Below are 26591 nucleotides of genomic sequence, written 5' to 3'. Positions count from 1 at the left end.
GACGGTCGTTCCCGTGCGTCCCGCCGCCTGCCATGCATTCCGCGCACCGACGCCTTCCCTCAGCCGGCCACCGTGCGCTTCTCCGTCGTCGGAGCCGTGCGGACGTCGAACGTCACGTCCACCACGCCCTCGACCGCCCGCACCAGGCGGGACAGGACTGGCAGCAGCGCAGTGTCGCGGATCGGTCCGCGCAACGTCACCACGCCCTCCTCGACGCTCACTTCGACCTTCTGCGCAGTCCCGGTGAACAGCCGGTCGACGATCTCCGTCCGTACTTCCGCCGCCAGGTCCTCGTCGGAGCGCAGGAAGACCTTCAGCAGGTCCGCGCGGCTGACGACGCCCTGCAGCATGCCGTGGCTGTCGACGACGGGCAGCCGCTTGACCGACTTGCGCGCCATCGTGCGTGCCGCCTGGGCGATGGTCTCGTCCGCGCGCACCGTCAGCGCCGGGGTGCTCATCAACTCGCCCGCCGTGAGACCGCCGGCCTTGCGCAGGTCCGCCAGACGTTGCCGCTGCTCCATCCGGTCCGGTGCCGCGTCCCGGAACTCCTCCTTGGGCAGCAGGTCGGCCTCGGAGACCACGCCGATCACTCGCCCCTCCCCCGCGAGCACCGGCAGGGCGCTCACCTGCCACTGCTCCATGGTCTCGACGATCTCCTTGAAGCGGGCCTCCTGACCGACGGCGACCACCGTCCGGGTCATCACGTCGCTGACCGTGTGCGGGGTGTGCGCCATGACGCCGCCTCCTCCTGCGACCGCTCTACCGGGCTGCGACACACCTTCAGCGTGCGGTTGGCCGTCCGCCTCCGGCAGGGGCCGTACGGCCCTACCTCCGCCGACCGACCGGCGCACGCGTCGCAGCTCCGGCCCCGCGCGGGGGCCGACCAGACCTCCCTCGGGCCCAGCGGCCCCTCCCGCGAGGCGAGCACACCGCGCAGTCTGGGAGCGACGACGCGCTCATCCATCGTCTGGGAGGTGGGGCATGTCGCGCCCCGTTGCCGTCGGTGTGGACGGCTCGCCCGCGAGCCTGGCCGCCGCGGACTGGGGCGCCCGCGAGGCGGTGCTCAGGGACCTGCCGTTGCGGCTGCTCCACGCCTGGGAGCGGCAACCCCACTCCCACGCCCCACCCGCCGGGCCGGAGGCCGCCCGCCGCTGGTCGCAGGGGGGTCCCCAGGAGCTGACCGATCGACTGCGGCAGCTCCACCCGGACCTCGACATCACGGCGGACTTCGTCGTCGGCCCACCACGGGATGTGCTGTGCCAGGCCGCGAAGGACGCCGAGATGCTGGTGATCGGCACAGTCGGTGCAGGGAGACTCACCGGCTTCCTGCTCGGCTCGGTGAGTATGGCCACCGTCGCCCACGCGGAAGCGCCCGTCGTCCTCGTCCGGGCCGGGCGCTCAGTGGAACAACCACCTCCCGGTGCAGAACCAGGACCGCCCCTTCCGGTAGTCCTCGGCCTGGATCTCAGCCGCCCCTGCAACGAGGTGATCGGTTTCGCCTTCGAGACCGCGGCCGTGCGCGCCGCGCCCTTGGTGGTGGTGCACGGCTGGAACCCACCGCCGTATCACCTCTACGGCCTCGGTGCGGCGCTGAGGTTCGGCTCCGACCTCTCGGCCGGCGAGCGGGACTCCGTGCGCCAGGCGCTGCGACCGTGGCAGGAAAGATACCCGGGCGTGGAGTTGGCGGCGCAGGCTGTCATCGGCGAGCCGGCCCACCACCTGCTCGATGCCGCCACCCACGCGGCACTCGTCGTCATCGGGCGTCACCGCCGCACGGCACGGCCGGCTCCGTCTCACATCGGGCACATCGCCCACGCCGTCCTGCACCACTGCCTCGCCCCGGTCGCCGTCGTCCCGCACGGCTGAGCACTCGCGCAGGCACCACGCGCCTCTCGGCGAGCCGTCACAGCGACGAGCCCTCCGTTGACGGACCGACCCGTACCGGCGCGACACCCGTTACGTCGTACTCCACGTCCACCACCCCCTCGATACCGCGCACCAGACGCGCCACCACAGGCACCAGCGACCGGTCCCGCATCCGCCCGCTCAGCGTGACCACGCCGTCCCCAACCTCGACGTGCAGACCCTTCGTCGGCGCGGCGAAGAACGTCACGAGCACCCGCCGCACCTCCTCCGCAAGGTCCTCATCGGACCGCAGGAACACCTTCAGCAGGTCGGCACGGCTGACAATGCCCACCAGCAGGCCGTTGCCGTCCACGACCGGCAGACGTTTGACCGAGGCCGTGGCCATCGTCCGCGCCGCCTGGGCCAGGGCCGCATCGCCGTGCACCGTCACCGCGGGGCTGGTCATCAGCTCGCCCGCCGTCAGGGCTTCCGCCCGGCGTACGTCGTCGGACAGCCGCAGACGTTCAAGCCGGTCCGCGTCCGCCTCCCGGAACCCTTCTTTGGGCAGCAGATCGGCCTCGGACACCACGCCGACCACCCGCCGCTCCGCCGAGAGCACCGGCAGGGCGCTCACCCGCCACCGCTGCATGGTCTCGACGATCGTCTTGAAGCCGGCTTCACGGTCCACGGCTGCCACAGGCTGCGTCATGACATCGCTGACCCCGTGCGGAGTGTTCGGCATGGTGGCGCCTCCTCGGGACCAGCTCCGCGGCACACGGTTGCCGTGCGGGTGCTCCCGGTCCGACATCACTCCTCAGCCTGCGACGCACCAACTCGTCCGCACAGGGCCGTCCGGCCCTTTCCCCTGCCCTACGCCGCAGCTCCGGCGGACCCGCTTTGGCCACACTGCCCGCCCGCACCGGCCCAGCGCTCCGACCGTCGGTACATGGCGGACGGCCAGGAAGGCAGGAGCCGCGGAACGCGGAAGCTGTCGAAGGCACGGTACGAACACCAGCTGTACCGCCTGCAGACGGAGCGGGTGAAGCTCCAGGAGTGGGTCCGCGCCAAGGGCGCCCGGCTCGTCGTCGTCTTCGAAGGGCGGGACGCAGCCGGGAAGGGCAGCACCATCAAGCGAGTGACCGCATACCTCAACCCCCGGGTGCCCCACATCGTCGCGCTGCCCCCACCCACCGAGCGCGAACGCCCCCAGTGGTACTTCCAGCGCTACACCCAACACCTTCCCGCAACCGGCGAGATCGTGCTGTTCGACCGCAGCTGGTACAACCGGGCCGGCGTCGAGCGGGTCATGGGCTTCTGCACACCCGCCGAGTAACAACGGTTCCCCGTCCTACGATGCCTGACCGCCTGGACCGCTGCCGCTGGATCCCCGACAACGATCCGACCTCGCGGCCTCGGCGGTGGCCCATGGACAGCGGTCGGCCCGCCATGCAGCACAGCGGACCAGACATCCGCAAAGTACTGCCGTTCGCGGCCTCGACCGGAAGAGCTGCCTCACCGGTTGCTCGAACTCCGTTGGCGTCAGGTCCATCAGCGCCCGGCGACGGTCGAGTCCAGCCACCGCGTCCATGCTGTCCATGAGCCGGAACCCGCTCAGATCGAAAGTGACGAACGGACAACCGGGCTCCGGCTTCTACGGGTTCAGCGAGACCAGTGAGCGCGGCCGCTTCAGGCAGGCACGCGGATCCACCTGTGTGAGCACAAGCTGTTCGAACTCGTCCCGAACTGTCTGGAGGCTGACGAGGCACGGGGGCACCTCCCGTCCGGTGGCCCGGTCGATCGTGGCTACACGCCCGTTCAACGCAATGGATCGCACGACGTGCTCGGTATCGGCGCTGAAGAGCTCGTACACCGCGCGCAGAGCCGTCTGGTCCAGGACAGATGCGTAGAGATCCTTCCGCTCCTTGTCCGGTCGAGGGACGGGCGTGATCTCGTCGCAGGACTTCACGTAGTGGTTGAGAGGCATGACGACACGCTCGTCACCCGCGGCGCCCACGGCGGCGGCGCACGTCCCGGACCGCTCGGAGAGGGCCGCGGACGGAGCCAACATGGCGCCGGCGGAAGACACCAGCCTTCGCTGGAGGCATGACGTCACGGTTCGGTATGCGCGTTGTGCGGCGTCAACGTGACGACCTGGGAGATCATGGCCACGCTGAGCACGCCACCGAAGGGCCCGCACTGGGTCCGCGTGGCTGGAGGTCAGCCGGTTCACTCCGTTCGCCGGGAAGTGGAACGCGCTGAAGACCTGACCCGGGTTCACCTCACCGCTGACCCGCGCGAGGAGCCTGGCCTCGCCGTGGCGGCTTTCGACCTTGACCGGATCACCGTCGCGCAGGCCGTAGCGGTCCGCGTCATCGGGGTGGAGGTCCAGCCAGTCGGCGGATTCCAGCAGGAGGTTGGTCGTACGCCGGGTCATGCTGCCGGAGTTGGAGTGGGCCGGCCGCCGCCGTGTAACCGTGATCAGCGGGTAGTCGTCGGCGGCCTGCTCACCCGGGGGCAGATAGGGGCAGGACGCGAGGTGTGCGCGCCCGTCCGCGGTGGCGAACCGTCCCGTGTACAGCTTGGCCTCGCCCGGCCGGTCGGCGTCCGGGCAGGGCCACGGCGTCTCACCGTCAAGGGCGGCGGGCCCGGTATAGCAGTGCCCAAGGCAGCGGACTGCCTGGAGCGAGACCGACCCGCCGGCGGCGGCGCTTCCGTCGTCGACGCCCAGCTCGCGCTCCGCCTCCGCGAAGTGCCGGCCACCCTCGCGGCGCAGCAAGCCGTGGCGACGCACACCCGTACATGGCGGCGGCAGTGCGGGGTGGCCAGGTCTGCGTGGTGCCCGGCCGGCTCGCGCGCGGCGACGGCCGGCAGGCCGACACCGACCGCGACGGCCGGCGCCCAAGTACCAGAGCTGTCCGTCGTGCCTGGCCTGGTCCGGGCCAGGAATCCCATCAACCGGCCTCCGGGCCTCCCCCGCCGGTCGGCGAGAGCCCGGAAGGCGCCGAAACGGTCGGCGGCAGGGACGGGAACCATGCCCTCATCGTCACGGCGGCCACAGGACGCCGCATCCGGCGACCGACGCCCGTCATATCGAGGCGACCAACCCCGGTGACGACACCCGTGCGGTCACACCCGTCCGGAGGTACGTCCCGTCCCATCGGCGGCTGCTCGCTCGGCTTGGGCGACACAGCCCGGTGCCCCCAAACTGCTCCGCACGGTCACCGGAAATGGCCGGCGCTGTGGACGGACTTACCGTGACCATCGTGCGCGGACACGCCGCAGGCGGGCACTCAGCTCTGATCCGTGGTGCACGACCCGGACGATCCCTCCACCATGCTCCAGGCAACCGGGCCCAGCAGATCACCCACCCGCTGGAAGACGTCCATGAGCAGGTCGTCCACGGTCAGCATGCCCACGGGCCGGTGCCCATCCAGTACGGGCAGGCGGCGAACCCCGGAGTTGCGGAACGCGCGGTATGCGTCGTAAACGTCGTCGTTCACGTCCACCGTGATCACGGGCAGGGTCATCACCGCATCCACCCGCTCCCCCGCGTCCAGTCCCCTGGCCAGCATGCGCACCGCGAGGTCGCGGTCGGTGACGATGCCTTGCAGCCTCCCGCCGTCCGTGACCACCAGGCAACCGACCCCGTACTCCTCCATCTGGCGGGCCACCTCCCGTAGGTCCGTCCCGACCGGAACGGCCACCGCCGGAGCGCTCATCAACTTTGAGACGTTCATCGGCCGGCTCCTTTCGGTTTCGGCCACGATCTCCCTGGTGGAACGTGCTGTCGCGTACCCCACGAGCACGATGAGCGAAGGCGTCCCGACACGTTCGACCATGGCCTATGCTCCGCGCGGGCCACGAGGGGGGCGCCGCTGTCCACCAGTTTACTGAGGTGTGGGGTGTCCTCGTCATCGGTCCTGACCGCGCCACGTTTGCCTAGGATCTCGATGAAGCTGAGGAAGTCGAGCGAGTGGAGTTCCAGAGCATCCCGGAGCGTGTCGCCAGGCCCCAGCTTCGTGAAGTCGGCGTCCGGGTCGATCTCGGCCTGCGATTCCTTCACCATCTCCAGTGCTTCGGCACGCTTCACAGCTCCTCCAGGTTTCGCAAAGGGCGGTCGACCGGCGAGAGAGCGGGCCCTGACGGCACGGTCAGTGGTCCGGTTGTCCGTTGGCCCGCCGACAGAGTGGCAGTGACCACGGGTCGCACGCCGAGCAGGCCGTCGACCGCCCGCGGCTGTTCGACGACCGCCGCCCCGAAGTCCACCAGGACCCCTTACGGCGGGTAGATCACGCTAGGGACGGCTCCCGTCGGGCGGGTTGGCGGTCGTGAGGGTACGTCCGGACACCTCGGAGCCACACGGTCTGCCCGTACGAGCGCGGAGACCAGATCTTTCAGACAGGCCCATCGGATGCGGGAGTTCGGGAGGGTCGGCAACCTGCAGGACGGGGCCGCAAACCCGCCGCGCAGGGACATGGCCGCGCCCAGGTGTACCGCGTCGCCGAGGTGAAGTGGCCGTCCATCCAGTGGCCGTTGAACTCGGGTACATCCAGGGCCGCGCAGGCCGCAGCCCTGAGCAACGGGTCGGCGGGAAGCAGTGGTTCGCCGACCGGGCGGTGGCGGTGAGTTCCGGCACCCACTGAACACACCCCACGTCATCTGAGTAGGAACGGCCAGGAACCAGACCGTAGGCCAGGACGTCACAGTGGCGCGCGACGGCAGAAGGGAGCGGGCGTGGCGGGAGGATGTGGCCAATGGGAGCAGCTCTTTCAAGACCTGCTCCTGCACCAGGCAAGGCCGATGCGCGCACCCGTACGCCATCCGCTACCGCGATGCTTCCGGCCGGCAGCGTGAAGAGACGGGCTATTCCACACAGCAGGGCGCCCTGGATCGCCTCACAGAGATCTACAACGAAAAGCGCAACACTCCCCGGCAGCAGGCCGAGCTGAAACGGGAGCTCGGAAAGCAACGCTTCGGTGAGTACGCGTCGGCATGGCTGGCCCGACAGCGCCACTACACGGCGGGAAGCACCCGGACCGTCAATACATTGCTTCAGGGCCAGATCCTCCCGGCATTGGAGTCACGTCGAATCAACACCTTCACCTCGACCGTTGTCGAGGACTTCATCATGTCGATGGAGGAGGGGGACGTAGGGCTCGCGACATGGGACGCAGCAAGGAAGAGGGCCGGCATCACCCGGAAGCTCAACCCGTATTCTCTCCGCCACTACTTCGCGTCCAACTGCCTCTCCAAGGGCATCCCCATCACGGACGTGGCCGAATGGATGGGCCACAAGAACATCGGCATGACGTTCCGCATCTATCGACACCTCATGCCTGCCTCCATCGGCCGGGCCGCCAAGGTTCTCAACGAGGGCCTTTAACACGCCTGAAGGGGGCCGAGCTGATGCTCGGCCCCCTTCAGGTGACCCTTTGCTGTTCCGCCCACCGGTCCAGATCTTCGATCCGGAACTTCCGCTTGCCACCGAATTAGTACCGCGGAATCCCGTGCCGGCGAGACTCTTCGGTACATCCAGCGGGGCGTCGTGTCGAGGTACTGCGCAGCGTCGTTGATACCCACGTATCGACGGTCCATCGTTCCCTCCTTGCCATTGCCGGCTGAAGGTTAACCACAGATCCCGGCCGAACCTAATGGACGGGCATGCCGAGCCTTGGCATCGACAGACGGACGGCTCACGGGAGCGACAGCGGCGCCTTGCGCATACACCATTTGAGCCCGCTCAGGCTAAACCTGCTGCGGGCATGAGGGCCACATGCGCGTCAAGTACAAGGAGACGGCGCGGGGCGGGCTGGCGGTGAACATCATCGAGTATTGAGGAAACCGGCCCTGACTAGCGATTTCGCTTCTTTAAGCGCTGTCAGGGCCTTCCCTACTCACGCGGCGGAAAGTCCCTGAAAAGTCCCTGGGCACTAGCCTCGATCGATCAGCTCGCCCTTGAAGGTGCCGCTTTAGCGCCAACCGCTGTTCCGTTGTCCCCCGGGGTCGAACTCCAGACCAGGCGAGGGTGGCCAGGTCGATGCCACGGCCGAGCCGCTTGCGCTCGTGGACGACGAGAGTGACGCGCAACCCGGAGCCGCGGACCTCGCGGGCGAAGGTGACCGCCCTCTCCAGTTCCGGCCGTCTGGTGGCGCGGGTGGAGATCTTCTCGGGGAAGATCCGGGTGACGCCGGCGTCGGTGAGGGAGTCGAGTTGGGTGTCGAGGGACTGGCGGACGGTGAATGCGCGGGCGTAGCCGATGCGTACGTGCCCGGTCGGCTCGTCAGCCGCAGTCCGGGGGCGGAGTCAGGTAAGGGATCAGTCCTGATGTGAGGGCGCGGACTGGTTCTGGTCGACGTCCCGCCCGCTTTGGTGAGCTTCCCCCCGAGATGCGGAAGGTGTTGACAGAGGGTCAGATGGGTTTCGTGAGAGGAGCCCAGACGATGCCTGCCCCGAGGAAGTACCCGCTGGAGCTGCGTGTGGACGCGGTGGTCTACGGGCGGCTCGACGAGCTGCTCCGGGACGGGCACCGTCGGGGACTGCCGTCGGCGCCGCCTGAGCTGCTCGGTGAGATCACTCGCGGCGCGTTGGAGCGGCTACTCAACTCGCAGTTGCCGCGCGAACTGGACTGGGCTGCGGCAGATCTGCCGCGGGCGACCGTCGACACCGTGCTCTACGGGGCGATCCGCTCAGCAGACCCCGGCACCGACGGCGCAGGACTCCGGGCGGTCTTTCCGACGACCCGCGATGATGATCAGGAGGTGGGCTCGTGACTGGGGCAGACGGCCGGGTGGCATTGGTGACAGGAGCCAGCAGGGGAATCGGTGCGGCCACCGCGGGTCTCCTTGCCGCGCGAGGGATGCGCGTGGTGGTCAACTATCTGCGCAGCACCAAGGCGGCCGACGAGGTCGTGGCCGACATCGAGGCCGCAGACGGGCAGGCCATGGCCGTGCAGGCCGACGTGCGCGAGGCAGCGGCCGTCGAGAGCATGGTCGAGCAGGTCCAGGCGGCGTGGGGCGGCATCGACGTGCTCGTGCACAACGCGCTGATCCCGTATGCGGTCAAGTCGTTCCAGGACATGACGTGGGAGGAGCTGGGCGGCAAGATCGACGCCGAGATGCACGCGGCGTTCGCGGTCACCAAGGCCGTCCTGCCCGCCATGAGCGAACAGGGCTGGGGACGCATCGTCTACATCAGCACCGGCCTCAGCCGCCGGCCCCGGACGGGCATGATCGCACTGGGCGCGGCCAAGGCCGCCCTGGAGCAGTTCGCCCGCTACCTCGCCCAGGAACTGGGCCCGCAGGGCATCACGGTCAACATCGTCGCAGCCGGCCCGGTGGAGGACACTCGCATGGGGTCTGCGCTCGACGAGAAGATCAAGCAACGGCAGGTGGCCCTCACCCCCATGGGCCGCCTGGCACGCCCAGCCGACGTCGCCCAAGCGGTCGCCTTCTACGCCAGTGAGGACAACTGCTTCATGACCGGCACCACGGCCGCGGTCAACGGCGGAATGTCGATGGACTGACAACCCGACCGGTATCCGCCGGACCATCACCTCAGCACCAAAGGAACAGCTTCATGTACAGGATCGATCTCGCCTACGTCGGGCGGGGCCTGCACGAGGAACTGGCCGCCTACATCGCCGACCAGCAGGACTACTACGCCGACGAGGGCGTCCACGTCGCACTGCGCGACGGCTGCACCTGGGACATCGAACGGCTGCGCCGCTGCGCCACCATCGGGCTCGGCCGGGCGCTGCTCTCCCGCCTGACCGACGGCATCCCGTGGGTCGCCCTTGACGTCAACACCCACCACCCGCTGTTCTGGTTCCTGGCCCGCCACGGCCTGACCTCCCTGACCGACCTGGCCGGCCAACGACTGGCGGTACACGCCCCCCACACCCCACCCGGGTGCTTCGCCCGGATCGTGCTGCGCAAGGCCGGCCTCGACCCCGACCGCGACGTCGACACCGTCGTCCGCTCGCCCGGCGACTACGGCATGGACCTGCGCCGGCTGCGCGAGGGCACGATCGACGCCGCCTACGTCGGCAGCACCATGGCGCCCGAGGCGGTCGCCGCCGAGCACGGCTGGCAAGTGCCGGCCTGGGTCGGCGACCACTTCCAGATCCCCACCGTGGGCGTGGCCGTCGACCCCACCTACATCGACCCGGACGACCCAGCGGTCCAGGCCGTCGTACGAGCCCACCGGCGCGCCCTGCAGGTGATCCACGACGACCCCGACACCACCGTGCGGCACATGCGGACGTTCCTCGGCGGACAGACCGAGGACGAAGTCCGAGCCCACTACGAGACGTTCATCGCGCCATACTTCACCACCGACGGCCAAGCCGACCTCGCGGTCGGCGACAGCGCGATCACCGAGGTCGCCGCCGAACTCCATGTCCCCGCCACCGTCACGGCAGCCGAGTTCTACCGCACCGCCACGGCCTAGAAACCTGGCGACGCCGACGCCGCCAAAGTGAACCGCTCCGGGTCTGATGGAGGCTCGATTCCCTGAGAGGATCGAGTCATCGCACGTCCGTCCCCTTACCCTGCCGAGCTTCGCGAGCGTGCGGTGCGCATGGTCGCGGAGATCCGTCCGAACTACCCGACCGAGTGGGCCGCGATGAAGGCGGTCGCGGCGAAGCTGGGCATCGGTGCGGCCGAGACGGTGCGGACCTGGGTCCGCAAGGCCGAGGTGGACGCGGGCCAGCGGCCCGGCACCACGTCCGAGGAAACCGCGGAGATCAAGCGTCTGCAGGCGGAGAACACCGAACTGCGGCGGGCGAACGAGATCTTGAAGGCGGCGTCGGCTTTCTTCGCGGCCGAGCTCGACCGGCCGTCAAAGCGCTCGTAGCGTTCATCGACGAATTCAAGAAGGTGTTCGGGGTCGAGCCGATCTGCCGTGTGCTCTCCGGCCACGGACTGAAGATCGCAACGAGCACCTACTACGCCACCAAGAACCACGCTCCCAGCGCCCGCGCGATGCGGGACACGGAGCCAAACGCGCACATCAGTCGGGTGCATGCCGACAACTACGGCGTCTACGGAGTCCGGAAGGTCTGGCGGCAGCTGCATCGCGAGGGCATGGTCGCGGCCCGCTGCACGGTCGCCCGGCTGATGCGCGAGCTCGGCCTGGAAGGCGCCCGTCGTGACAAGAAGATCCGAACCACCCTGCGCGACGATGGGCATGAACGGGCGACTGACCTGCTGCAACGCAACTTCACCGCCTCCAGGCCGAACGAACGACGGGTCGCGGACTTCACCTACCTCGCCACCTGGTCCGGGATCGTCTACGTCGCATTCGTCGTGGACGTGTTCTCCCGGGCGATCGTCGGCTGGTCCGCGGCGACCAGCAAGCGGGCCACGGAACTCCCGCTGGACCAGGGCTGGTTCATCATTCGGATGCGGGCAGTACACGTCTTTCGCGTTCACCGCGCACCTGATCGAGGCCAGCATCGACGCCTCGATCGGCACCGCCGGCGACGCCCTGGACAACGCGCTCATGGAGTCCCAGATCGGCCTCTACAAAACGGAGCTGATCAAACCCCGCAGGCCCTGCCACGGCCTCGCCGACGTCGAGCTCGGCACCGCGGAATGGGTCGACTGGTACAACAACCAGCGCCTCCACAGCGCGACCAGCGACATCCCGCCCCATGAGTACGAGACCAACCACCACGCTCAACACCAGCCCCGACCGGCAGCTGGAGTCAACGTATAGAGCCTCCACCGATCCCGGAGCGGTCCACTGCTCACGGCCTGATCAACCAACCACGTGTGGCAACAACCCCTGGAATCCACCCTCGCGGCCTGATCAACCGACCACGGTGTGCACCAACCTCCGGAATCCGCACTCCTCTTGGCGGGGCTCCGTCGTGTGCGGCACGGGAGCAGCCCCGGGGTCCCTGTTCGTCACCCGCTTTGCTCTGCTGTACTGCCCTGCGGCTAGTTTGTGTACAGGACAGGTACGCAGGCCCGTGGTGGCAGAGGTGCACGGGGGACGGGAGGTCGGGAAGAGTGTCGCTGCGCGCAGGTGATCCAGCCGAGATCGGCGGTTATCCGCTTGAGGCGCGGCTCGGCTCGGGCGGCATGGGCACGGTCTTTCTCGCCCGTACGAGTTCGGGGCGACCTGTCGCCATCAAACTGATCCACCCTCAGTTCGCGGCGGACGACGAGTTCCGCATCCGCTTCCAGCGGGAGGTAACGGCGGCGAGGCGGGTGAGCGGCGCGTTCACTGCCGCCGTGGTCGACGCCGCCCCTGAGGCCGAGCAGCCGTGGATGGCGACGACCTATATCCAGGGGCACACGCTCGCCCGGCGCATCGCCACGAAGGGCCCGCTGAGCGGAGCGGAGCTGAGGAGGCTCGCCATCGGGCTGGCGGAGGCGCTGCGGGACATCCACCGGGTGGGGGTCGTCCACCGTGACCTGAAGCCCTCGAACGTCGTGCTCTCGCCCGAGGGCCCACGCGTCATCGACTTCGGCATTTCGCGCGCCGTGGACCAGCAGACACTGACGAATACAGGGCGGGTCATCGGTACGCCGCCCTTCATGTCGCCGGAGCAGTTGCAGGCGCCGCGCGGTGTGGGGCCGCAGTCCGATGTCTTCTCGCTGGGGACGCTGCTGGCGTACGCAGCGACGGGCCACGGGCCCTTCGACGCGGACAGCCCGTACATAGCTGCGTATCAGGTGGTGCACGAGGAGCCGTCGCTCGATGACGTGCCGGTGGCCTTGCGCACGGTCGTCGAGTCGTGCCTGACCAAGGAGCCCAACGGGCGCCCCTCGGCGGACGAACTCCTCGTGCTGCTACGGGACCTGCCGGCCGACCTCGGCCAGACCGACGCGAGCGGCGTTGGCACGGGCCGCACCCGCGACATGATCACCCAGCATCACGTCGCGACGCCAGCCACCCCGACACCTGCAACCCCGACGCCAGCCACCCCGACACCTGCAACCCCGACCACCACCCCGGCCGATCCCGATACGGGGAGCGCCGACACCCCCGTCGGCGCCCGACTGCGTCGCCGATGGCGCCCCATGCTCGCGGCCGCGGTCGCGGTCACGGTGGCAGCGATCGGTGGAGGAGTCGCCGCACTCACGGCGGGCGGCTTCGGGGGGAACAGCGGCGGCGACAAGGGCAACAGCCTTGCGGCGTCAGGTGCCGCACTTCCGGACGGCTTCAAGCCGTGGCACGAGACCGTGCCGGGCGGTCGCCCAGACATCCCCGACGAACTGCGTTGCGTCGCGCACGGCGACGCGCTGTTCTGCGGGGGCGGCGGTGTTGTCGCGACCCGTATCAGGGCCAAGGACGGCTCGCGGGTGTGGACGGCGAAGAGCCCCGGCGTCCCCGTCGACGGCATTCACCTGGTGGGCGCCACCGACGACACGGTGCTCGGCTACCGCTTCGCCGCCCAGGACGCCCCGAAGGACCCTCACAGCGAGGTGGTGGCCCTCGACGCGAACAACGGCCGCGAGCTGTGGTCCGTACCGTCCGGCGCCCAGTCGACGGCCGTCACGAATCGGACTCAGGACGCCATTGTGATCGGCTCCGACGTCGTGACGGTCGACGCTTCCAACTCCCGCTTCGAGGCCCGCAACGCGCACAGCGGTCAGGTCACATGGACGTCGCCATTCCCTGCGGGTACGCAGTGCGCTCCCGTGCCGATGGGCGCACAGCTCGTCGCGATGTGCGCGACGAATGCGGAAGTGAATGCTTTTGCGGTGCGCCACCCCACCCTGTACCCGGTCGACCGCGCCTCGGGGACACTGGGCAGGCCCATCGCGGTCAACGGCCCCGCCGTGCCGATGGGCGTCGCCTACGGCAGGCTCGTACTCCTGCAGATACACATGGAGGGAACGGATCCGGCCGGCTACAACGGGGTGGCACAGGTCGACCCGGCCTCGCGGAAGGTCACGTACTCCCGACTGGCCAAGACATACGCAGGGACGCCCGGGATGGCGGACAACACCGTCTACGTGAGCGGGCAGACCGGTCTCGTCACAGCACTCGACCCCGCGACCGGCCGGCAGAAGTGGTCGCGGCAGACTGGCGTGGAGGGCGCGTCGGGTCCTGTTGCGGGAGCCGACACACTGTATTTCAGCTCGGCCACCGGCCGGGTGGTCGCGCTGTCGCCGCACGATGGCAAACCCCTGTGGACAACAGATCCGCAGGCCGATGGTTTGACGGGCGGGTCGGGCGCAAGCCCGCGGGTGACTCTTGCGGGGCGTGCGGTGATCGTGGCCGCGGCCAAGAACACACTGTTCGCTTTCGACGCGCAGAAGCCGCCGAAGTCGGGCTGACCCGGGTGGCTGGACGGCGGCCGCAACATTGCCATGGAGTACCGCGGGAAGCTCCCCCCGCCGGCACCACGTACCAAGATCCGGGCCAGGTGCGGACCAACTCGGCTTCACATCGGGCATTTCCACCCGTTGCGGCAGGTCGGAGTAGGGGGAGGTCGCGTACCACCAACAGACCAAGAACCTGCTGGCGAGCCACTCACCGAGGCAGTGCGGCTCACTGCCGGTCATTGCCGAGCTCTCTCACCCGGGCCAACGTCACCCAGGCCGGTACCACTTTCCTCAGAACCTCGCAGGGGCAAGGTTCGCTGAATCACTGTATGGATCGTAGGTCGACACCCAGGCGATCGGCCGTGGCACCACCGTCGCGGTCAGCAGCCTGTAGAACTCGTTGCGGGACATGTCAGCGGGATCAAAGTCGATGCGCATGGTGGTGGTCAGTATCCACCCGGGCGGGCGCGGGTCCTACAGCGGATCCACGGCACCCCCAAACCCCTGAGTGCGACGGACAGTGCCCGGTATCGGAGCCGACGAGCACCAGGAGCCGACACCGTGTCCACCGCCCCGACCACAGCCCCAGCCGTCTGGGACGACTTCGACGTTCCCGCACACGCCCGGGGAGGCCAGGTCACCCTCGACCTCCACGACCACCTGGCCGCGTACGCCCCGAAACGCCCAGGCGCCTAGCTCCGCATCTCCTCCGACCGCTTCGGCTTCGAAGCAGGCGTCGACCGCCAGCTCGAAGACGCCGAAGACAGCCGAACCCGCCTACGCTGGGGCCCCTCCGCGAAGATCTACCGGGAGAACGACACCTCAGCGTTCAAAAAGCGCGATGTCGTCAAGCCCGACGGCGCCATCGACCGGATCAGTCGTCAAGCCCGACGGCGCCATCGACTGGATCGTCCTGCGACCCGAGTTCCGACTGCTCCTCGCCGACCTCGCACACGGCGTTATCGACGGCGTCATCTTCTACGACCTCGACCGCCTCGTCCGCCAGCCGCGGGACCTCGAAGACCTCATCGACATCGTCGAAATACGTCAAGCGTCCCGTCACAGGCACCACTGGCGGCCGCATGAACCTCGTCAACGACAGCGATCGCCACTTGGCCCGCATGATGTGCGTAATGGCGCTCAAGTCCTCCGAGGACACCGCCCGCCGCCTCGCCCGCCAGCATCTCTCCGCCGCGCAGAACGGACTTGCCCAGGGCCGCATCGCCGACGGCTGGGTCCGCAAGGGCGAGAACAAGGGGCAGCTGGTCCCGGAGGAGGCCGACGTGTCTCACAACTCCGCGTCGAGCGGGAGGCGGTGGACGCCGGGAACATACTCGTCCAGTTCGCCGGGGGTGAAGCGGGCCATGCCGACGACGTGCCAGAACTCGCCGGTCACCTCGCCCTCGTACTTGTAGCCGCCCTCGGGGGTCAGCGCCGCCCAGCCGCCGGGGACGCCGATGAGCGTGGCGTGCAGGGCGGGCTGGCCGTCCGGTGCGGGGACGTTCCACAGGCGGACCGTGCCGTCCTCGCTGCCGCTGGCCAGGCGGGTGCCGTCAGGGCTGAAGGCGAGGGAGAAGACACGCCCGGTGTGGCCGGTGAGGCGGGCGGTGCGGGTGCCGGTGCGGGCGTCCCAGAGGCAGATGACGCGGTCGTCGCCGGCGGTGGCGAGCAGCGGCAGCCGGGGGTGGGCGACGGCCGTCCAGAGCCGTCCGTGGTGTCCGGCCAGGACATGGCGGGGGGCGCCGTCGCGCCAGATGACGGCGGTGCCGTCCCAGGAGGCGCTGGCCAACCAGTCGCTGTCGGAGCCGAAGGCGACGGCGTATACGCGGTCGTCGTGGCCGTCGAGTTCGGCCTCCAGGCGGCCGCTCTCCTGGTGCCAGAGGCGGACCCGGCCGTCGTCGCACCCGGTGGCGAGGGCGGTGCCGTCGCCGCGGAAGGCGATGGACCGCACCCGGCCCCGGTGGTCGGCGAGGGTGACGACATGGGCGCCGGTGGCGCGCCACCACAGGCGCACGGAGTCGTCGTCGTTGGCGGTGGCGAGCAGCGTGCCGTCGACACTGAACGCCTCGGCCCAGGTGTGGTCGGTTTCGACGTCGATCTCGCGGAGGTACTCGCCGGTCACGGCGTTCCACAGGTAGACGTCGCCGTCGTTGCTGGCGGTGCCGAGTAGCGGTCCGGCGGGGCTGAAGACCGCGGAGACCAACCGGTCGCCGTGGCCGGTGAGTTCAACGGTACGGCGGCCGGTGTGGGCGTCCCAGAGACGGACGATTCCGTCGTTGCCGCTGGTGGCGAGGCGGGTGCCGTCGGCGCTGAAGGCGACGGTGTTGACCCGGCGGCCGTGGCCGCGCAGGATGCGCTGGCCCTGGCCGGTGTCGGCGTTCCAGATCTGGGCGCCGCCGTCGTTGCCGACGGTGACGAGCTGGCTGTCCTGCGGGCGGAAGCGGCAGGCCCAGGCGGAGCCGCGGTGTTCGACGGGCTGCTGGCGCAGCAGGCTGATGGCGCGGTGGCCGCCGGAGAGTGCGACGCGCCACAGGCGGACGGTGCCGTCGCTGTCGCAGGCGGCGAGGAGTCGTCCGCCGTTGCCGAACATCACCTGGTAGACGGCGCCGGTGCACCGCTCCAGGGCTCCGGCGGGGGCGCCGACGACCGGGTCCCACAGCCGGACCTGGCCGTCGGTGTCGCCGCTCACCAGGAGGACGCCCTCGGGGTGGAAGTCGAGGGTGTAGACGCGGCCGGTGTGGCCCGTGAAGGTGTGGAGCAGGCGGCGGTCGGCGAGGTGCCATACGCGGACCGTGCCGTGGCCGTCGGCGCCGTGGTCGCCGGTGGCCAGGAGGGTGCCGTCGGGGCTGAACCGGGCGCGGAACACGGCGCCTTCGTGGCCGTCGAGGCTGCCGGTGCACTCTCCTGTGCGGGTGTCCCAGATGCGGAGGTTGGCGGCGGCGTCGCCGGTGACGAGGGTGTGCCCGTCGGCGCTGAACACCGCGGTGTAGACGGGGGCGGTGTGGCCGGGGAGCCGGTGCAGCGGTTCGCCGGTGGCGGTGTCCCAGAGGGTGACCAGGCCGTCGGCGTCGCCGGTGGCGACGAGGGTCCCGGCGTCGTCGAGGGAGACCGGCCAGACGCCGCCGGGGTGGACGTCCAGGCGGTGCAGCTGGCGTCCGGAGACCGGGTCCCACAGGCGTACGGTGCCGTCGGAGCTGCCGGTGGCGAGGACCCGGGAGCGGAACTTCACGGCGTAGACGCGGCCTTCGTGGCCGTGCAGAGTGCGCAGCGCGCGGCCGGTGTCGGCGGCGCAGACGAGCACGCCGCCGTCCTCGGTGCCCACGGCGAGGAGTTCGCCCCCGGGGCTGTATGAGACGGGTTCGGGCAGCCGGCTGGTGCGCATGTCGAAGCCGTACGGGACGCCGACGGCGGCGGGGCGGAAGCCGACCTCGACGGGCATGCCGGGGGCGAGGGCGGCGGTACGCAGTTCGGGGGCGGCGCGGACTTGCGGGTCGGTGAGCGGGTCGATGAGCGCGGCACGGTGCCAGCGGCTGCGGGTCAGGCGGGCGCCGCGCAGGTCGGCGCGGGTGAGACGGGCGCCGCGCAGGTCGGCGCCGGAGAGGTCGGCGCCGGAGAGGTCGGCGTGGTCGAGGCGGGCGCCGTTGAGGCGGGTGTCGCGCAGCACGGCGCCGGAGAGGTTGGCGCCGATGAGGCGGGTGTCGGTGAGGTCGGCGCCGGTGAGATCGACGCCGGAGAGGTCGCGGCCGGAGAGGTCCTCGCCGGAGAGACGGGCGGCACGCAGGTCGGCGCCGGCGGGGACGCGGAGCCGGTCGATGACGCGGACGGCGTTGGCGCGGGCCGCGTCACTGACGCCGGGCCCGGGGGCGTTGAGGACGGTGCGGACCCAGGCGGTACTGAGGTCGTGGTCGGCGAGGTCGCAGAAGAACTCGACGGCGAGGGCGCTCAGCGGGCGGGCGGCGAGCAGGGTGCTGTCGCCTTCGGCGAGGCGGTCGGCGGCCTCGCGGGCGATCAGCCATTCGACGACGGAGCCGTGAATGAACTGGAACAGGCCGTCGTCGGTGCGGATCAGCAGGCTTCCGGCGCCGACGGCCTGGGCGCTCTCCTGGGTGGTGAGGGTGGTGCCGGCGAGTCCTGCGAGGGCGGTGGCGACGGTGTCGGTCAGCTCGTCGAGGTGCAGGGCGTTGCGGCCGGTCTCCCACAGGCGGCGGGCGAGGGCGGTGACGGCGGCCCAGAGGTGGTCGAGGGTGAGGCCGGGGGCGGCGCCGGGGCCGCCCTGACCGCGGCGTTCCTCGTGGGCGAGCCAGGCGGTGAACACGTCCTCGTAGAGCCGGGCGGGGCTCAGGGCGCGCCCCGCGCCCGCCACGGCGCGCAGCTGGTCGGGGTCGAGGTCGGCGACGAAACTGAGCAGCCGGGGGTTGGCGCACAGGGCGAGCAGGTCGGGGATGTTGCCGAGGAGTTCGAAGCGGCGGTCGGCGGTCTCCTCGTCGCCGTAGCGGTTGACGAGGTAGGCGCGGACCTGTTCGGGGACGAAGCCCTCGACGGCGAGGATGCGGCGCTGCGGGAGCAGGCCGACGCGTTCGCCGAGAGCGGTGAGGATCTGGTCGTGCGACTTGAAGTGCTGGGTGCGGCTGCTGACCACGATCTTGGCGCTGTCGACGGCGGCGTTGAGGAGGACTTGGAGGTGGTCGGCGGCGCGGTCGTAGCTGACGCGGTTGACGAGTTCGTCGAAGCCGTCGAAGAGGAGGACGACGCGGCCCTGGCCGAGCATGTAGCGCAGGGCGCGCAGGTCGATGGTGTCGACGTCGTGGCCGGCGAGGTGCGCGGCGACGAGCCCTTCGAGGCTGTGGGCGCGGTCGAGGGTGTGCAGCGGGATGAGCAGCGGGGTGAGGTGCGGGAGGCGTTCGGGTATGCGGCGGGCCAGCTCGCGCAGGGCGAAGGTCTTGCCGTGTCCGAAGTCGCCGAGGAGCAGCAGAAAGCGGCCGTGGTCGGTCTCCAGCAGCTGCAGCATGGCTTCGACGAGGTTGTCTCGCTCGTCGGCGTCGGGGCGTTCGGCGTCGCGGTAGCGCTGCGGGAGGTAGAGGTCGGGGGCGTAGCGGTCGTCGTTGCTCAGCTGGGCGGTCTGGGCGGTGACGTAGGTGCGCAGGTCGAGGAGGCCCTGGAACTCCAGGAAGCTGCGGACGCGGACGCCGCGGCGCCCGGCGCGTTCGCGCAGGGACTGCTCGGGCGGCGGGCCGTCGTGGACCAGCTCGGCCTCGGAACCGGTGTCGGTGGCGTGGGCCTGGGCGAGAAAGCGGTCGAGTTCGGCGTCGGTGGGGGTGCCGGGGTGGACGGCGATGCGGTGCTGGCGTACGACGCCCTCATCGCTCCAGGTGACCATGATCTGGGCGAGGTCGTCAGGGGCCGCGCGGGGAACGTCGCGGAGGCGGACGCCTTCCTGGCGAGCGCGGCAGACCTCCTTGACGCGTTCGGCGAGGGAGTCGGCGGGCTCGTCGACGGCGCGGTTGTCGGAGGGCGGGACGGCGGCGGGCGAGGCCGCGGGGTCACCGGGCCGGGTGAAGATCCGTCCGGCGCCGTGCCAGGCGACGGGGAAGACAGCCGGTTCGGTGCCACCGTCGCCGGTCCAGCGGGTGACGCCGTCGGCGGTGACGCGCAGCAGCTCGAACCGGGCGGGGGCGACCGAACCGTACAGCGGCAGGGTGCCGTTCTGGAGCGGCAGGTGGTCGTGGGCAGGCTCGCCGCCGGTGGTGCGGGGGCCGCCGCTGGGGCCGTGCAGGACGAAGTGGAGGCGGGGCGCGGCGAGGCGGGTGAACGTGTCGACGTCGCGGAGCGTGCCGGGGCCGCCGGGGGCGTCCTGGGGGCGGCGGCGGCCGGTGAGCGGGTGGCGGAGCGCGCCGATGCGCAGCCAGCCCTCCTCCTCATAGCCGCGCAGTGCCTCGGCGAACCAGGCGGCCTGGTCGCGGCCGAGGAAGCCGTACTGGTCGTCGGGGCGGTGGCTGGCGGCGATGGAGGAGTTGAACCCGGCCACGACGGTGTGGAGTTCGGGCACCGGGAAGAGGGTCCAGGGCTGGTCGCTGTCGAAGACGGTGTCGAGGCCCTCGTAGAGGCCTCGGAAAAGGCGGGTGTAGTGGCGCCACTTGGGCCAGTACGGGGGCTGCGGCGGGATCTCGTCGGCCTCGCAGGTGTGGAAGTATCCGCGGCAGGCAGCCTGACTGACGTCCTGGTTTCCGGGGACGACGATGACCCGCTGCGGCGGCAGGTCGAGCTGGGAGCGCAGCCCGGTGAGGAAGCTGAGGGCCTGGTCGCATTCGCGGGGGCTGCCGGAGGCGGTGAGGTCACCGGTGACGACGAGGAGGTCGGGCGCCGGGGCGCCGGCGTCCTTCAGCTCGACGAGATCGCCGCGGATCTCCCGGCGCAGCGCGTCGGGTTCGCGGCCGCGGCCGAAGTCGGGGCCGGCGAGGTGCAGGACCGTCAGGGCGCCCTGGTCGCGAGCCGCACCGGGAGCCTGCGGGTAGCGGGGCGCCCGGGCGGGGCGGCGGCGGCCGGACCAGCCGGTACGGCCGAGCGGCCGTTGCCGGTCGTCGGCGGCGGTGGCGGGCCCGGGCAGTTGCAAGGAGCCGCTGGCGGTGGCGGAGCCGGGGTAGCCGGGGCGGCGGCCGGGGCGGGCGCGGCCCTCGACGGCCTGGCCGACACGGGTGAGCAGCATGCTGCGGGCGGTCGCGGCGTCGGGGACGCCGACCAGGTCGACGTAGGTGATGGTGGCGAGGAGGCCCTCGATGGGGACGTCCTCGACGCGGACGGTGAGCAGCTTGCGTTCGGGCTGCTCCGGTTCGGCGCGGAGCGCGGCCTGCCATTCCATGCGGCCGTAGGTGGAGCGGCCGTAGTGGCCGGAGAGGACGGCGATGACGGCGACGGATTCGCTGACACCGCGGTCCATGAAGTCGATGAAGTTGGTGCCGGCGACGAAGTCCCACGCCTGGATGACGGTGCGGTACCCGGCTTCCTCCAGGGTCCACGCGATCCAGGACGCCCATTGTTCGTCGGCGGGCGAGTAGCTGATGAAGAAGTCCAAGTCACGTGTCCGGCCGAGCAGTTCCCCGTCAGTCACCATGTCCCCATCGTAAGAGGTCGGGGGAGGGCAGGGCAGGGCGATTGAAAGGATCAGGCGAGGTATCTGTCAAAGAGTATGAGCGATACGGGTGTTGGGGTGCGAATGGGCAGCTGGGGCACGTCCGGCGCGGGCCGTGCGACCTTCCGCGACGGCCGGGAGTCGAACCCCTGGCCCCGCTCTCCCCCTCCCCGTCCGGCCGCGTGTGCGACGCTTGCGGGCGTGCGATTCCTCAAGCGTGTGCATCCCCTGGACTGGCTCGCCGCCGGGCTGCTCGCCTGCGGCCTGGTGTGTTTGGCCACGGGGCTGCTGCCTGCCGCGCCCGCCGGGGAAGCGATGGCGCGTATCGGGCCGCTGCTGGTCTTCCTGTCGACGGTCATCGTGATGGCCGAACTGACCGGCCGGGCGGAGGTGTTCGACGCGGTGGCGTCCTGGGTGGCGCGGACCGGAAAGGGCAGCTATCCACGGCTGTTCGGGCTGTGTGTGCTCTTCGCGTCGGTCACCACCATGGCGCTGAACCTGGATACCACGGCGGTGCTGCTGACGCCGGTGATGCTGGCGCTGGCCGGGCGGGTGGGCATCGCGCCGGTGCCGCTGGCGATGACGACGGTCTGGCTGGCCAACACCGCGAGCCTGTTGCTGCCGGTGTCGAACCTGACGAACCTGCTGGCGTCGAACCGGGTCGGGCTCTCCCCCACCGCGATGGCCGCCACGATGGGCCCGCCCCAACTGGCCGCGGTCGCCGTGACGATGGCGTGCCTGTGGGGCTTCTACTGGCGGCGCGGACGGCGGGGCCACGACGGGTACGTACCGCCCGAGCGGCGGGCGCCGGCCGATCCGGTGCTGTTCCGGGTGTGCGCGCTGGCGTGTGCCGGCTTCCTGCTGGCGATCCTCGTCGTGGACGTGCCGCTGTGGTCGGCGTCGCTGACCACGATGCTGATCGTGGTCGTCGCGTTCGCGGTACGGCGCCCCGCCGAGCTGCGGTTGTCGCTGGTGCCGTGGCGGCTGCTGGTGCTGGTGCCGGGGATGTTCCTGGTCGTCGAGACGGTGAACGCGCACGGGCTGCACACGCTGCTGACGGCGGCGGTCGGGCCGGACGGCGGCCTCGGCGGCATGCTCCGCTCGGCGGGCGTGGGCGCGGGTCTGTCCAACGCCCTCAACAACCTGCCGGTCTACATGGCGGGCGAGGCGGCGGTGCCGGTCGGCAACTACCACCAGCTGCTGGCGCTGCTCATAGGGACCAACGTCGGCCCGCTGGTCACGCCGTGGGCGTCGCTGGCGACGCTGCTGTGGTTCGAGCGGTGCCGCGGCCAGGGCACGGTCATCCCGCTGCGGCGCTTCATGGGGACGGGGTTCGTCCTGGCCGTGACGGCGACGCTGGCGGCGACGGTGGCGCTGGCGGTGGGGTGAACGGCCGCCCCCGGCCCACGCTCAGGCGACCCGCGCGCGTGCGACCATCTCAAGCAGGAACGTCAGGGTGTCGCCGCGGGCGGCGACGAAGCTGCGGTCGGTGTCCGGGCCGCCCGAGCCCACCGTGAAGGGGCCGCCGGCCAGGGTGCGGAACTCCACGCCCGTCTCGGCGGCCAGCAGGGCGCCCGCGGGGAAGTCGATGCCCTCCGCGCGGTAGCCGACGAAGCCGTCGATCGCACCGCGCGCCAGCATGCTCCAGCCCAGCAGCGGTGCCCACAACTGGAGCACCCGCCGGGCACTGCTCTCCAGTTGGCTCCGCAGCCCTGTGGCCACCGGGTCGGTCCGGCCCACCGCGTGGCCCTGGGTCCAGGCCACCACCGGCCCGCTGCGCGGCACCGCGCCGGACGGGCCCAGCAGCCGGTCGAGGCCGCAGGACGCGCCCTGTCCGCGGACGGCCCGCCAGGTGAAGCCGGTGACCGGTTCGTGCACCACGCCGACGACCGGCGCGTCGTCCACGCACAGCCCGATGCCGACGGCGTACGCGGTCAGGCCGATCGCGACGTTGTTGCTGCCGTCGAGCGGATCCACCAGCCAGGTGCGGCGGCCGACGGCGTCGAGGAGGCCCGCCTCCTCGGACAGGATCCGGTCGCGCGGGAAGTGCGTCTGGAGGCGGGCGAGGATGAGTTTCTCCGCGGCCAGGTCGAGGTCGGTGACGACGTCGCCCCCGGCATCCTTGACGCCCACCGCGCGCGCCGCGCCGAAGCGGCTGCGCAGCAGGGCCCCCGCCTCCTCCGCCGCGGCGACGGCCACCCGCGTCTCGCTCGCGTACGGTGCGACGTCCCGGTCAGTCGCGCTGCTCGGCATGGATCCTCCTGAGTGCTGTGCGGACGGTCCGTTCGGTGTGTTCCGCGCCGCACCGCCGGCGCACCGTACGGTGGCCGCGGCCGTGCAGCGGGCCCAGGGAGAGGTCGGTATAGCCGGGCAGCGACCGGCCGAGCACCAAGGTGGCGGCGGGCTGCCCGCGCGCGACGACGGTGGCGTGGAACTCCCCGGCCGGCAGGCTGTACGTCTCGCCGCTGCCACTGGAGACGGCGGGGCCCGGTTCGCAGTGCACCAGGCGGGAGGTGGGCCGCAGTTCGTCGACGCCCGAGGGAGCGCTGAAGACCTCGAAGATCCGGTGGGTGGGGCTGCGCGCCTCCTCCGTCACGGCGACCGGGAGGTTGCCGACCCGGCCGTAGAGGACGTAGCTGCGCAGCTCCCAGCTATGGGCGTGCATGGGGGCGGCGGTGGGGTCGGCGTGGATGCCGGTGCCGAAGAGGTGGACGCAGACGCCGCGGACGCCGTCGCGGACGAGCGGCAGGCACAGGAAGCCGAGCGGGTGCCGGACCGCGCGTAACTCCCTTTTGCCGCAGGCGATGTCCTCCAGGGCGTCGGCGACGCCGGCGCGGGGTGCCTCCCCCGGGGCGCCGGGCCGGAGCAGTCGGTCGAGCGTGTCGTAGTCCATGAGCCGCGCCGGAGGCGTCTCACCTCCGGTAGGGATCCTCAGCGTGCAGGGCTTTCTCGATGATCTCCGCGACGTCGGCGTCGCTGAGCACCGAGGGAAGGGGGAGGTCGACGTCGTCGAAGGCCGCGCGGACCTCGTCGACGGTCGGCTCGTCGCCCAGGGGCGCAACGCCGCGCAGGTCGAGGCGAACGGCCTGTTCGCGGCTCTGGTGCAGCTCGGTGACGTAGTAGTCGTAGAGCGGCTGGTCGCGGGCGACCAGGAGGTTGACGCGGTTCGGGTCGTCCTGGGTGATGATCAGGCAGGACTCGGAGAGGTCGAAGCGGAGGGTGGGGACACCCGAGGAGAGATGGACGCTGATCTCCAGGGTGTCGAGCCGCTGACGGAACCAGCAGGCGGCCAGGACCGTGGCGTACGCCTCCTTGCGCGTGCGGTCCGCGGTCCAGGCGTGTGCCGTGTCGTCGTTGCGGCGGCGGGCGAAGGTCTGGCGGAAGCGGGCGTAGGCGGCGCAGGCATGCTCGTCCGCCGGGTTGATGATGTCGATCTTGATGCTGAGCTGAGCGCGCTGGCGGGTGGCGGTCTCGACGCAGCGGGGCAGCGTGACAGCGCGCAGGTAGGTGCCCGTGCCGCCTTTGAAGTACCACCGGTTGGTCTGTGCGCGGGCCCGTTCCAGCGCGTCGCCGACCTGGTGCCCCGAGAGGGAACGGACCATGGCGAGGTCCTCCAGGGCGCGGCGGGTGTCCGCGGATGCCTCCTCGATGTCGGACTTGCGGCGCACCCTCTCCGTCAACGAGCCGACCGCGAGCGTGCCAAGCACCAGCAGCGTCGCGCCCGACGACACCTTGTCGCTGATGACGTCGCTCAAGATGTGCAACAGGCCGATGGTCAGGCCGAGCCCCACGGCGACGAGCCCGTCCAGGTTTCTGATCACCCAGGCGACGCCGAACTCCACCCGTCCCACACGCTGTACCACGTCGAATCCCCCTCCTGTTCCCTGGCATCGTAGGAGCAACGGGACGGCTCTGGCCAGGACTGCCGGGGGGCGCAAGGTCCTTTCCGAGGCGGGGAGTTACCGCGCCGGGCCCGTGACGTGACGCCGGAGCCCGCTGGTACGAGAGGAACACCCTTCCGCGATCGCTGACCACCGTCTCCGGGACGATCAGCGGCTTCGCGGCGGCCTGTTCCCTCCGCACATCGGTTTCAAGCCAGTTGCCTGACGGTCGTCCGCAGGACGCCCTGCGCGACGAACTCGCCACGGGATGGTGGGGGCTTCCCTGCTGGACTGCCTGGACGGCACGTCGAAAACCTCCCACGAGGCCGCCGCCCACCGGCTGGCCGGGCACACCATGGCCGAGTCGATGGCCGGCGTCAGCCTCACCCTCACCCCCTCCGACGACCAGGACCGGCTGGTCGGTGCACCGTCCTTCACCGCGTCCGGCACCGTGATCGAGAAGGCGATGGACCACGGCTACAACAACGTGCAGGCATGACTCTCGGGGTGGCCATCTGGAAGGTCGACGGCTTGGCCGCCGCCGATCAGGCCCGGGGGCAAAGTGTGCGCGGACAAACTGTCCGTACCCAATTCGAGCCAACTCACCGTCTGCATAGCCGGGTTGTGCTACGTGGCGCCTGCCCAGGCGCCGAACGCGCAGAGCTCGAAGGACGGATGTGCATCCATACGCAGCAGCGATCCGAGGGTTTCGCGTACGGACGGGTGGAATCGCGTGTGGTTCGGAGCGACCTTCCTTGCTCGCTTCAGCTCCAGGAAGGCACCGCCGCGGTCTCGTCGGACCGGCTCAGCCGAAGCCAGGCGTCCTGTACCGCGTCGTCGGCCTCCGCCACAGAACCCGGCATCCGATGGGCCACCGCACGCAGCCGCGGGCGCTCCCGCTCGAAGTGCTCGGCCAACCGCTCGTTCTCGTTCACCTGTCACTCCATCCCCTCGTCAAGGCTCACCCGGATGAGCCTCCAGAGGCCGCCGATGTGAGGGCAGTGACGGAGAACTCATCACCACAGGGTCGGAAGTGTCCGGTCAGCGGTGGGGCGTGAGGATGGGCTTGACGTCCAGGATCGGGGTCCCGTCGAGGGCTTCGAGGTTGCGGACGTGGATGCGCGGGCCGGCGGCGGACAGGATGCGGATGGTGTGCAGGCCGATCGGGTTGGGGCGGTCGGGCGAGCGGGTGGCGAAGACGCCGGTGATCGGAAGGGCAGCGTTGCCGCGCGGGTGGACCGAGAGCGTGTCGCGGTCGGCGCGGTCGAGCCAGGTGAGCAGCAGTGCGTCGGTGCCCGGGGTGAGGCCGTCCAGGGCGGGGACGTACTGGACGCCGAAGACGAGCCAGGCGTCGGGGGCTCCCTCGTCGGGCTGTCGGGGTGCCTCCGCCCGGCCTGTCAGTGCCGACTCGACATGCCCGATCGGGCAGGGGACGGGCGGCCTCCGGGCGCAGCCCGT

General features: G+C 70.7%; 19 protein-coding genes and 5 pseudogenes. 12 read left to right on the top strand and 12 right to left on the bottom strand.

What is annotated here, in order from left to right:
- Positions 1-59 precede the first annotated feature (59 nt).
- A complete protein-coding gene (locus GR130_RS17880) occupies positions 60-734 on the bottom strand; it encodes a CBS domain-containing protein (protein ID WP_159505653.1) in 675 nt (224 codons plus the stop codon).
- A gap of 247 nt (positions 735-981) precedes the next feature.
- On the opposite strand from GR130_RS17880, the gene GR130_RS17875 reads away from it, so the two are divergent.
- Positions 982-1866: a universal stress protein gene (locus GR130_RS17875; protein ID WP_159505652.1), complete on the top strand. Its 885-nt coding sequence runs from the start codon at positions 982-984 to the stop codon at positions 1864-1866.
- A 37-nt stretch (positions 1867-1903) separates the two neighbouring features.
- On the opposite strand, the gene GR130_RS17870 is transcribed toward GR130_RS17875, so the two are convergent.
- On the bottom strand, positions 1904-2587 hold the full coding sequence (locus tag GR130_RS17870; protein WP_159505651.1) for a CBS domain-containing protein: 684 nt from the start codon (positions 2585-2587) through the stop codon (positions 1904-1906).
- A 204-nt stretch (positions 2588-2791) separates the two neighbouring features.
- Here GR130_RS17870 and GR130_RS17865 point away from each other — a divergent pair.
- A pseudogene (locus tag GR130_RS17865) lies at positions 2792-3175 on the top strand (polyphosphate kinase 2); the annotation flags it as partial.
- Positions 3176-3496: 321 nt separating this feature from the next.
- Here GR130_RS17865 and GR130_RS17860 read toward each other — a convergent pair.
- Positions 3497-4636: a molybdopterin dinucleotide binding domain-containing protein gene (locus tag GR130_RS17860; protein WP_328707557.1), complete on the bottom strand. Its 1140-nt coding sequence runs from the start codon at positions 4634-4636 to the stop codon at positions 3497-3499.
- Between the two features lie 499 nt (positions 4637-5135).
- Positions 5136-5684 carry a CBS domain-containing protein gene (locus GR130_RS17855; protein WP_236573126.1) on the bottom strand — a complete coding sequence of 183 codons (549 nt, stop codon included), beginning with the start codon at positions 5682-5684 and terminating at the stop codon, positions 5136-5138.
- An 866-nt stretch (positions 5685-6550) separates the two neighbouring features.
- On the opposite strand from GR130_RS17855, the gene GR130_RS17845 reads away from it, so the two are divergent.
- Positions 6551-7228 carry a tyrosine-type recombinase/integrase gene (locus GR130_RS17845; protein ID WP_236573116.1) on the top strand — a complete coding sequence of 226 codons (678 nt, stop codon included), beginning with the start codon at positions 6551-6553 and terminating at the stop codon, positions 7226-7228.
- A 485-nt stretch (positions 7229-7713) separates the two neighbouring features.
- Here the strand turns inward: GR130_RS17845 and GR130_RS17840 are convergent, their stop codons facing one another.
- Complete coding sequence (locus tag GR130_RS17840; protein WP_159510062.1) at positions 7714-8103, bottom strand: recombinase family protein; 390 nt, start codon at positions 8101-8103, stop codon at positions 7714-7716.
- A 182-nt stretch (positions 8104-8285) separates the two neighbouring features.
- Between GR130_RS17840 and GR130_RS17835 the strand changes: the two genes are divergently transcribed.
- The 5 genes and pseudogenes from GR130_RS17835 to GR130_RS17815 all read left to right on the top strand — a co-directional run bounded on the left by GR130_RS17835 (position 8286) and on the right by GR130_RS17815 (position 14138).
- Positions 8286-8615: a hypothetical protein gene (locus GR130_RS17835; protein ID WP_201304918.1), complete on the top strand. Its 330-nt coding sequence runs from the start codon at positions 8286-8288 to the stop codon at positions 8613-8615.
- Complete coding sequence (locus GR130_RS17830; protein ID WP_159505649.1) at positions 8612-9367, top strand: SDR family NAD(P)-dependent oxidoreductase; 756 nt, start codon at positions 8612-8614, stop codon at positions 9365-9367. Before GR130_RS17835 ends, GR130_RS17830 begins: the two co-directional genes overlap by 4 nt.
- A gap of 53 nt (positions 9368-9420) precedes the next feature.
- Positions 9421-10293: an ABC transporter substrate-binding protein gene (locus tag GR130_RS17825; RefSeq protein ID WP_159505648.1), complete on the top strand. Its 873-nt coding sequence runs from the start codon at positions 9421-9423 to the stop codon at positions 10291-10293.
- Positions 10294-10371: 78 nt separating this feature from the next.
- Positions 10372-11562: pseudogene (locus GR130_RS17820) on the top strand (IS3 family transposase).
- Between the two features lie 296 nt (positions 11563-11858).
- On the top strand, positions 11859-14138 hold the full coding sequence (locus tag GR130_RS17815) for a serine/threonine-protein kinase (protein ID WP_159510061.1): 2280 nt from the start codon (positions 11859-11861) through the stop codon (positions 14136-14138).
- A gap of 282 nt (positions 14139-14420) precedes the next feature.
- Here GR130_RS17815 and GR130_RS40565 read toward each other — a convergent pair.
- Positions 14421-14564 (bottom strand): annotated as a pseudogene (locus GR130_RS40565) (flavin reductase family protein); the annotation flags it as partial.
- 123 nt (positions 14565-14687) lie between these two features.
- On the opposite strand from GR130_RS40565, the gene GR130_RS41360 reads away from it, so the two are divergent.
- Both GR130_RS41360 and GR130_RS41855 read left to right on the top strand, forming a co-directional pair.
- Complete coding sequence (locus GR130_RS41360; protein WP_268977920.1) at positions 14688-14822, top strand: hypothetical protein; 135 nt, start codon at positions 14688-14690, stop codon at positions 14820-14822.
- Positions 14823-14967: 145 nt separating this feature from the next.
- Positions 14968-15117: pseudogene (locus tag GR130_RS41855) on the top strand (hypothetical protein); the annotation flags it as partial.
- A 297-nt stretch (positions 15118-15414) separates the two neighbouring features.
- Here the strand turns inward: GR130_RS41855 and GR130_RS17805 are convergent.
- Positions 15415-21234, bottom strand: coding sequence for a TIR domain-containing protein (locus GR130_RS17805; protein WP_159505647.1), 5820 nt, complete (start codon positions 21232-21234; stop codon positions 15415-15417).
- A gap of 219 nt (positions 21235-21453) precedes the next feature.
- Here GR130_RS17805 and GR130_RS17800 point away from each other — a divergent pair, with 219 nt between their 5' ends.
- Entirely contained in the window at positions 21454-22641 is a 1188-nt protein-coding gene (locus GR130_RS17800) for an SLC13 family permease (RefSeq protein ID WP_236573112.1), read from the top strand.
- A 21-nt stretch (positions 22642-22662) separates the two neighbouring features.
- Here GR130_RS17800 and GR130_RS17795 read toward each other — a convergent pair whose 3' ends face one another.
- From GR130_RS17795 to GR130_RS17785, 3 genes are read right to left on the bottom strand one after another with little or no spacing between them, the layout of a single operon-like run.
- Complete coding sequence (locus GR130_RS17795; protein WP_159505646.1) at positions 22663-23505, bottom strand: inositol monophosphatase family protein; 843 nt, start codon at positions 23503-23505, stop codon at positions 22663-22665.
- The gene (locus GR130_RS17790; protein WP_159505645.1) at positions 23486-24145 is read right to left on the bottom strand and encodes a hypothetical protein; all 660 of its coding nucleotides are present in this window, start codon (positions 24143-24145) and stop codon (positions 23486-23488) included. The genes GR130_RS17795 and GR130_RS17790 overlap by 20 nt, the downstream gene beginning before the upstream one ends.
- Before the next feature lie 19 nt (positions 24146-24164).
- Positions 24165-25115 (bottom strand): hypothetical protein, encoded by a 951-nt coding sequence (locus GR130_RS17785; protein WP_236573110.1) that lies wholly within the window; start codon positions 25113-25115, stop codon positions 24165-24167.
- 286 nt (positions 25116-25401) lie between these two features.
- Here GR130_RS17785 and GR130_RS17780 point away from each other — a divergent pair, with 286 nt between their 5' ends.
- Entirely contained in the window at positions 25402-25632 is a 231-nt protein-coding gene (locus tag GR130_RS17780) for a hypothetical protein (protein WP_159505644.1), read from the top strand.
- A 295-nt stretch (positions 25633-25927) separates the two neighbouring features.
- On the opposite strand, the pseudogene GR130_RS17775 reads toward GR130_RS17780, so the two are convergent.
- A pseudogene (locus GR130_RS17775) lies at positions 25928-26068 on the bottom strand (sigma factor); the annotation flags it as partial.
- A gap of 106 nt (positions 26069-26174) precedes the next feature.
- Positions 26175-26534, bottom strand: a complete 360-nt coding sequence (locus GR130_RS17770; protein ID WP_236573985.1) for an SAM-dependent methyltransferase — start codon at positions 26532-26534, stop codon at positions 26175-26177.
- Positions 26535-26591 lie beyond the last annotated feature (57 nt).

The sequence above is a fragment of the Streptomyces sp. GS7 genome, assembly GCF_009834125.1.
In the GTDB taxonomy this organism is placed as follows: Bacteria; Actinomycetota; Actinomycetes; order Streptomycetales; family Streptomycetaceae; genus Streptomyces.
Note: the sequence above shows the minus strand (reverse complement) of the source record. Positions and strands in the feature narration are given on the sequence as shown.

Bases quoted from the DNA above. Each gene is read 5' to 3' on its own strand.
- GR130_RS17880 (WP_159505653.1), bottom strand. From the start codon at position 734: ATGGCGCACACCCCGCACACGGTCAGCGACGTGATGACCCGGACGGTG.
- GR130_RS17875 (WP_159505652.1), top strand. From the start codon at position 982: ATGTCGCGCCCCGTTGCCGTCGGTGTGGACGGCTCGCCCGCGAGCCTG.
- GR130_RS17870 (WP_159505651.1), bottom strand. From the start codon at position 2,587: ATGCCGAACACTCCGCACGGGGTCAGCGATGTCATGACGCAGCCTGTG.
- GR130_RS17855 (WP_236573126.1), bottom strand. From the start codon at position 5,684: ATGGTCGAACGTGTCGGGACGCCTTCGCTCATCGTGCTCGTGGGGTAC.
- GR130_RS17835 (WP_201304918.1), top strand. From the start codon at position 8,286: ATGCCTGCCCCGAGGAAGTACCCGCTGGAGCTGCGTGTGGACGCGGTG.
- GR130_RS17825 (WP_159505648.1), top strand. From the start codon at position 9,421: ATGTACAGGATCGATCTCGCCTACGTCGGGCGGGGCCTGCACGAGGAA.
- GR130_RS17805 (WP_159505647.1), bottom strand. From the start codon at position 21,234: ATGGTGACTGACGGGGAACTGCTCGGCCGGACACGTGACTTGGACTTC.
- GR130_RS17795 (WP_159505646.1), bottom strand. From the start codon at position 23,505: ATGCCGAGCAGCGCGACTGACCGGGACGTCGCACCGTACGCGAGCGAG.
- GR130_RS17790 (WP_159505645.1), bottom strand. From the start codon at position 24,145: ATGGACTACGACACGCTCGACCGACTGCTCCGGCCCGGCGCCCCGGGG.
- GR130_RS17780 (WP_159505644.1), top strand. From the start codon at position 25,402: ATGGTGGGGGCTTCCCTGCTGGACTGCCTGGACGGCACGTCGAAAACC.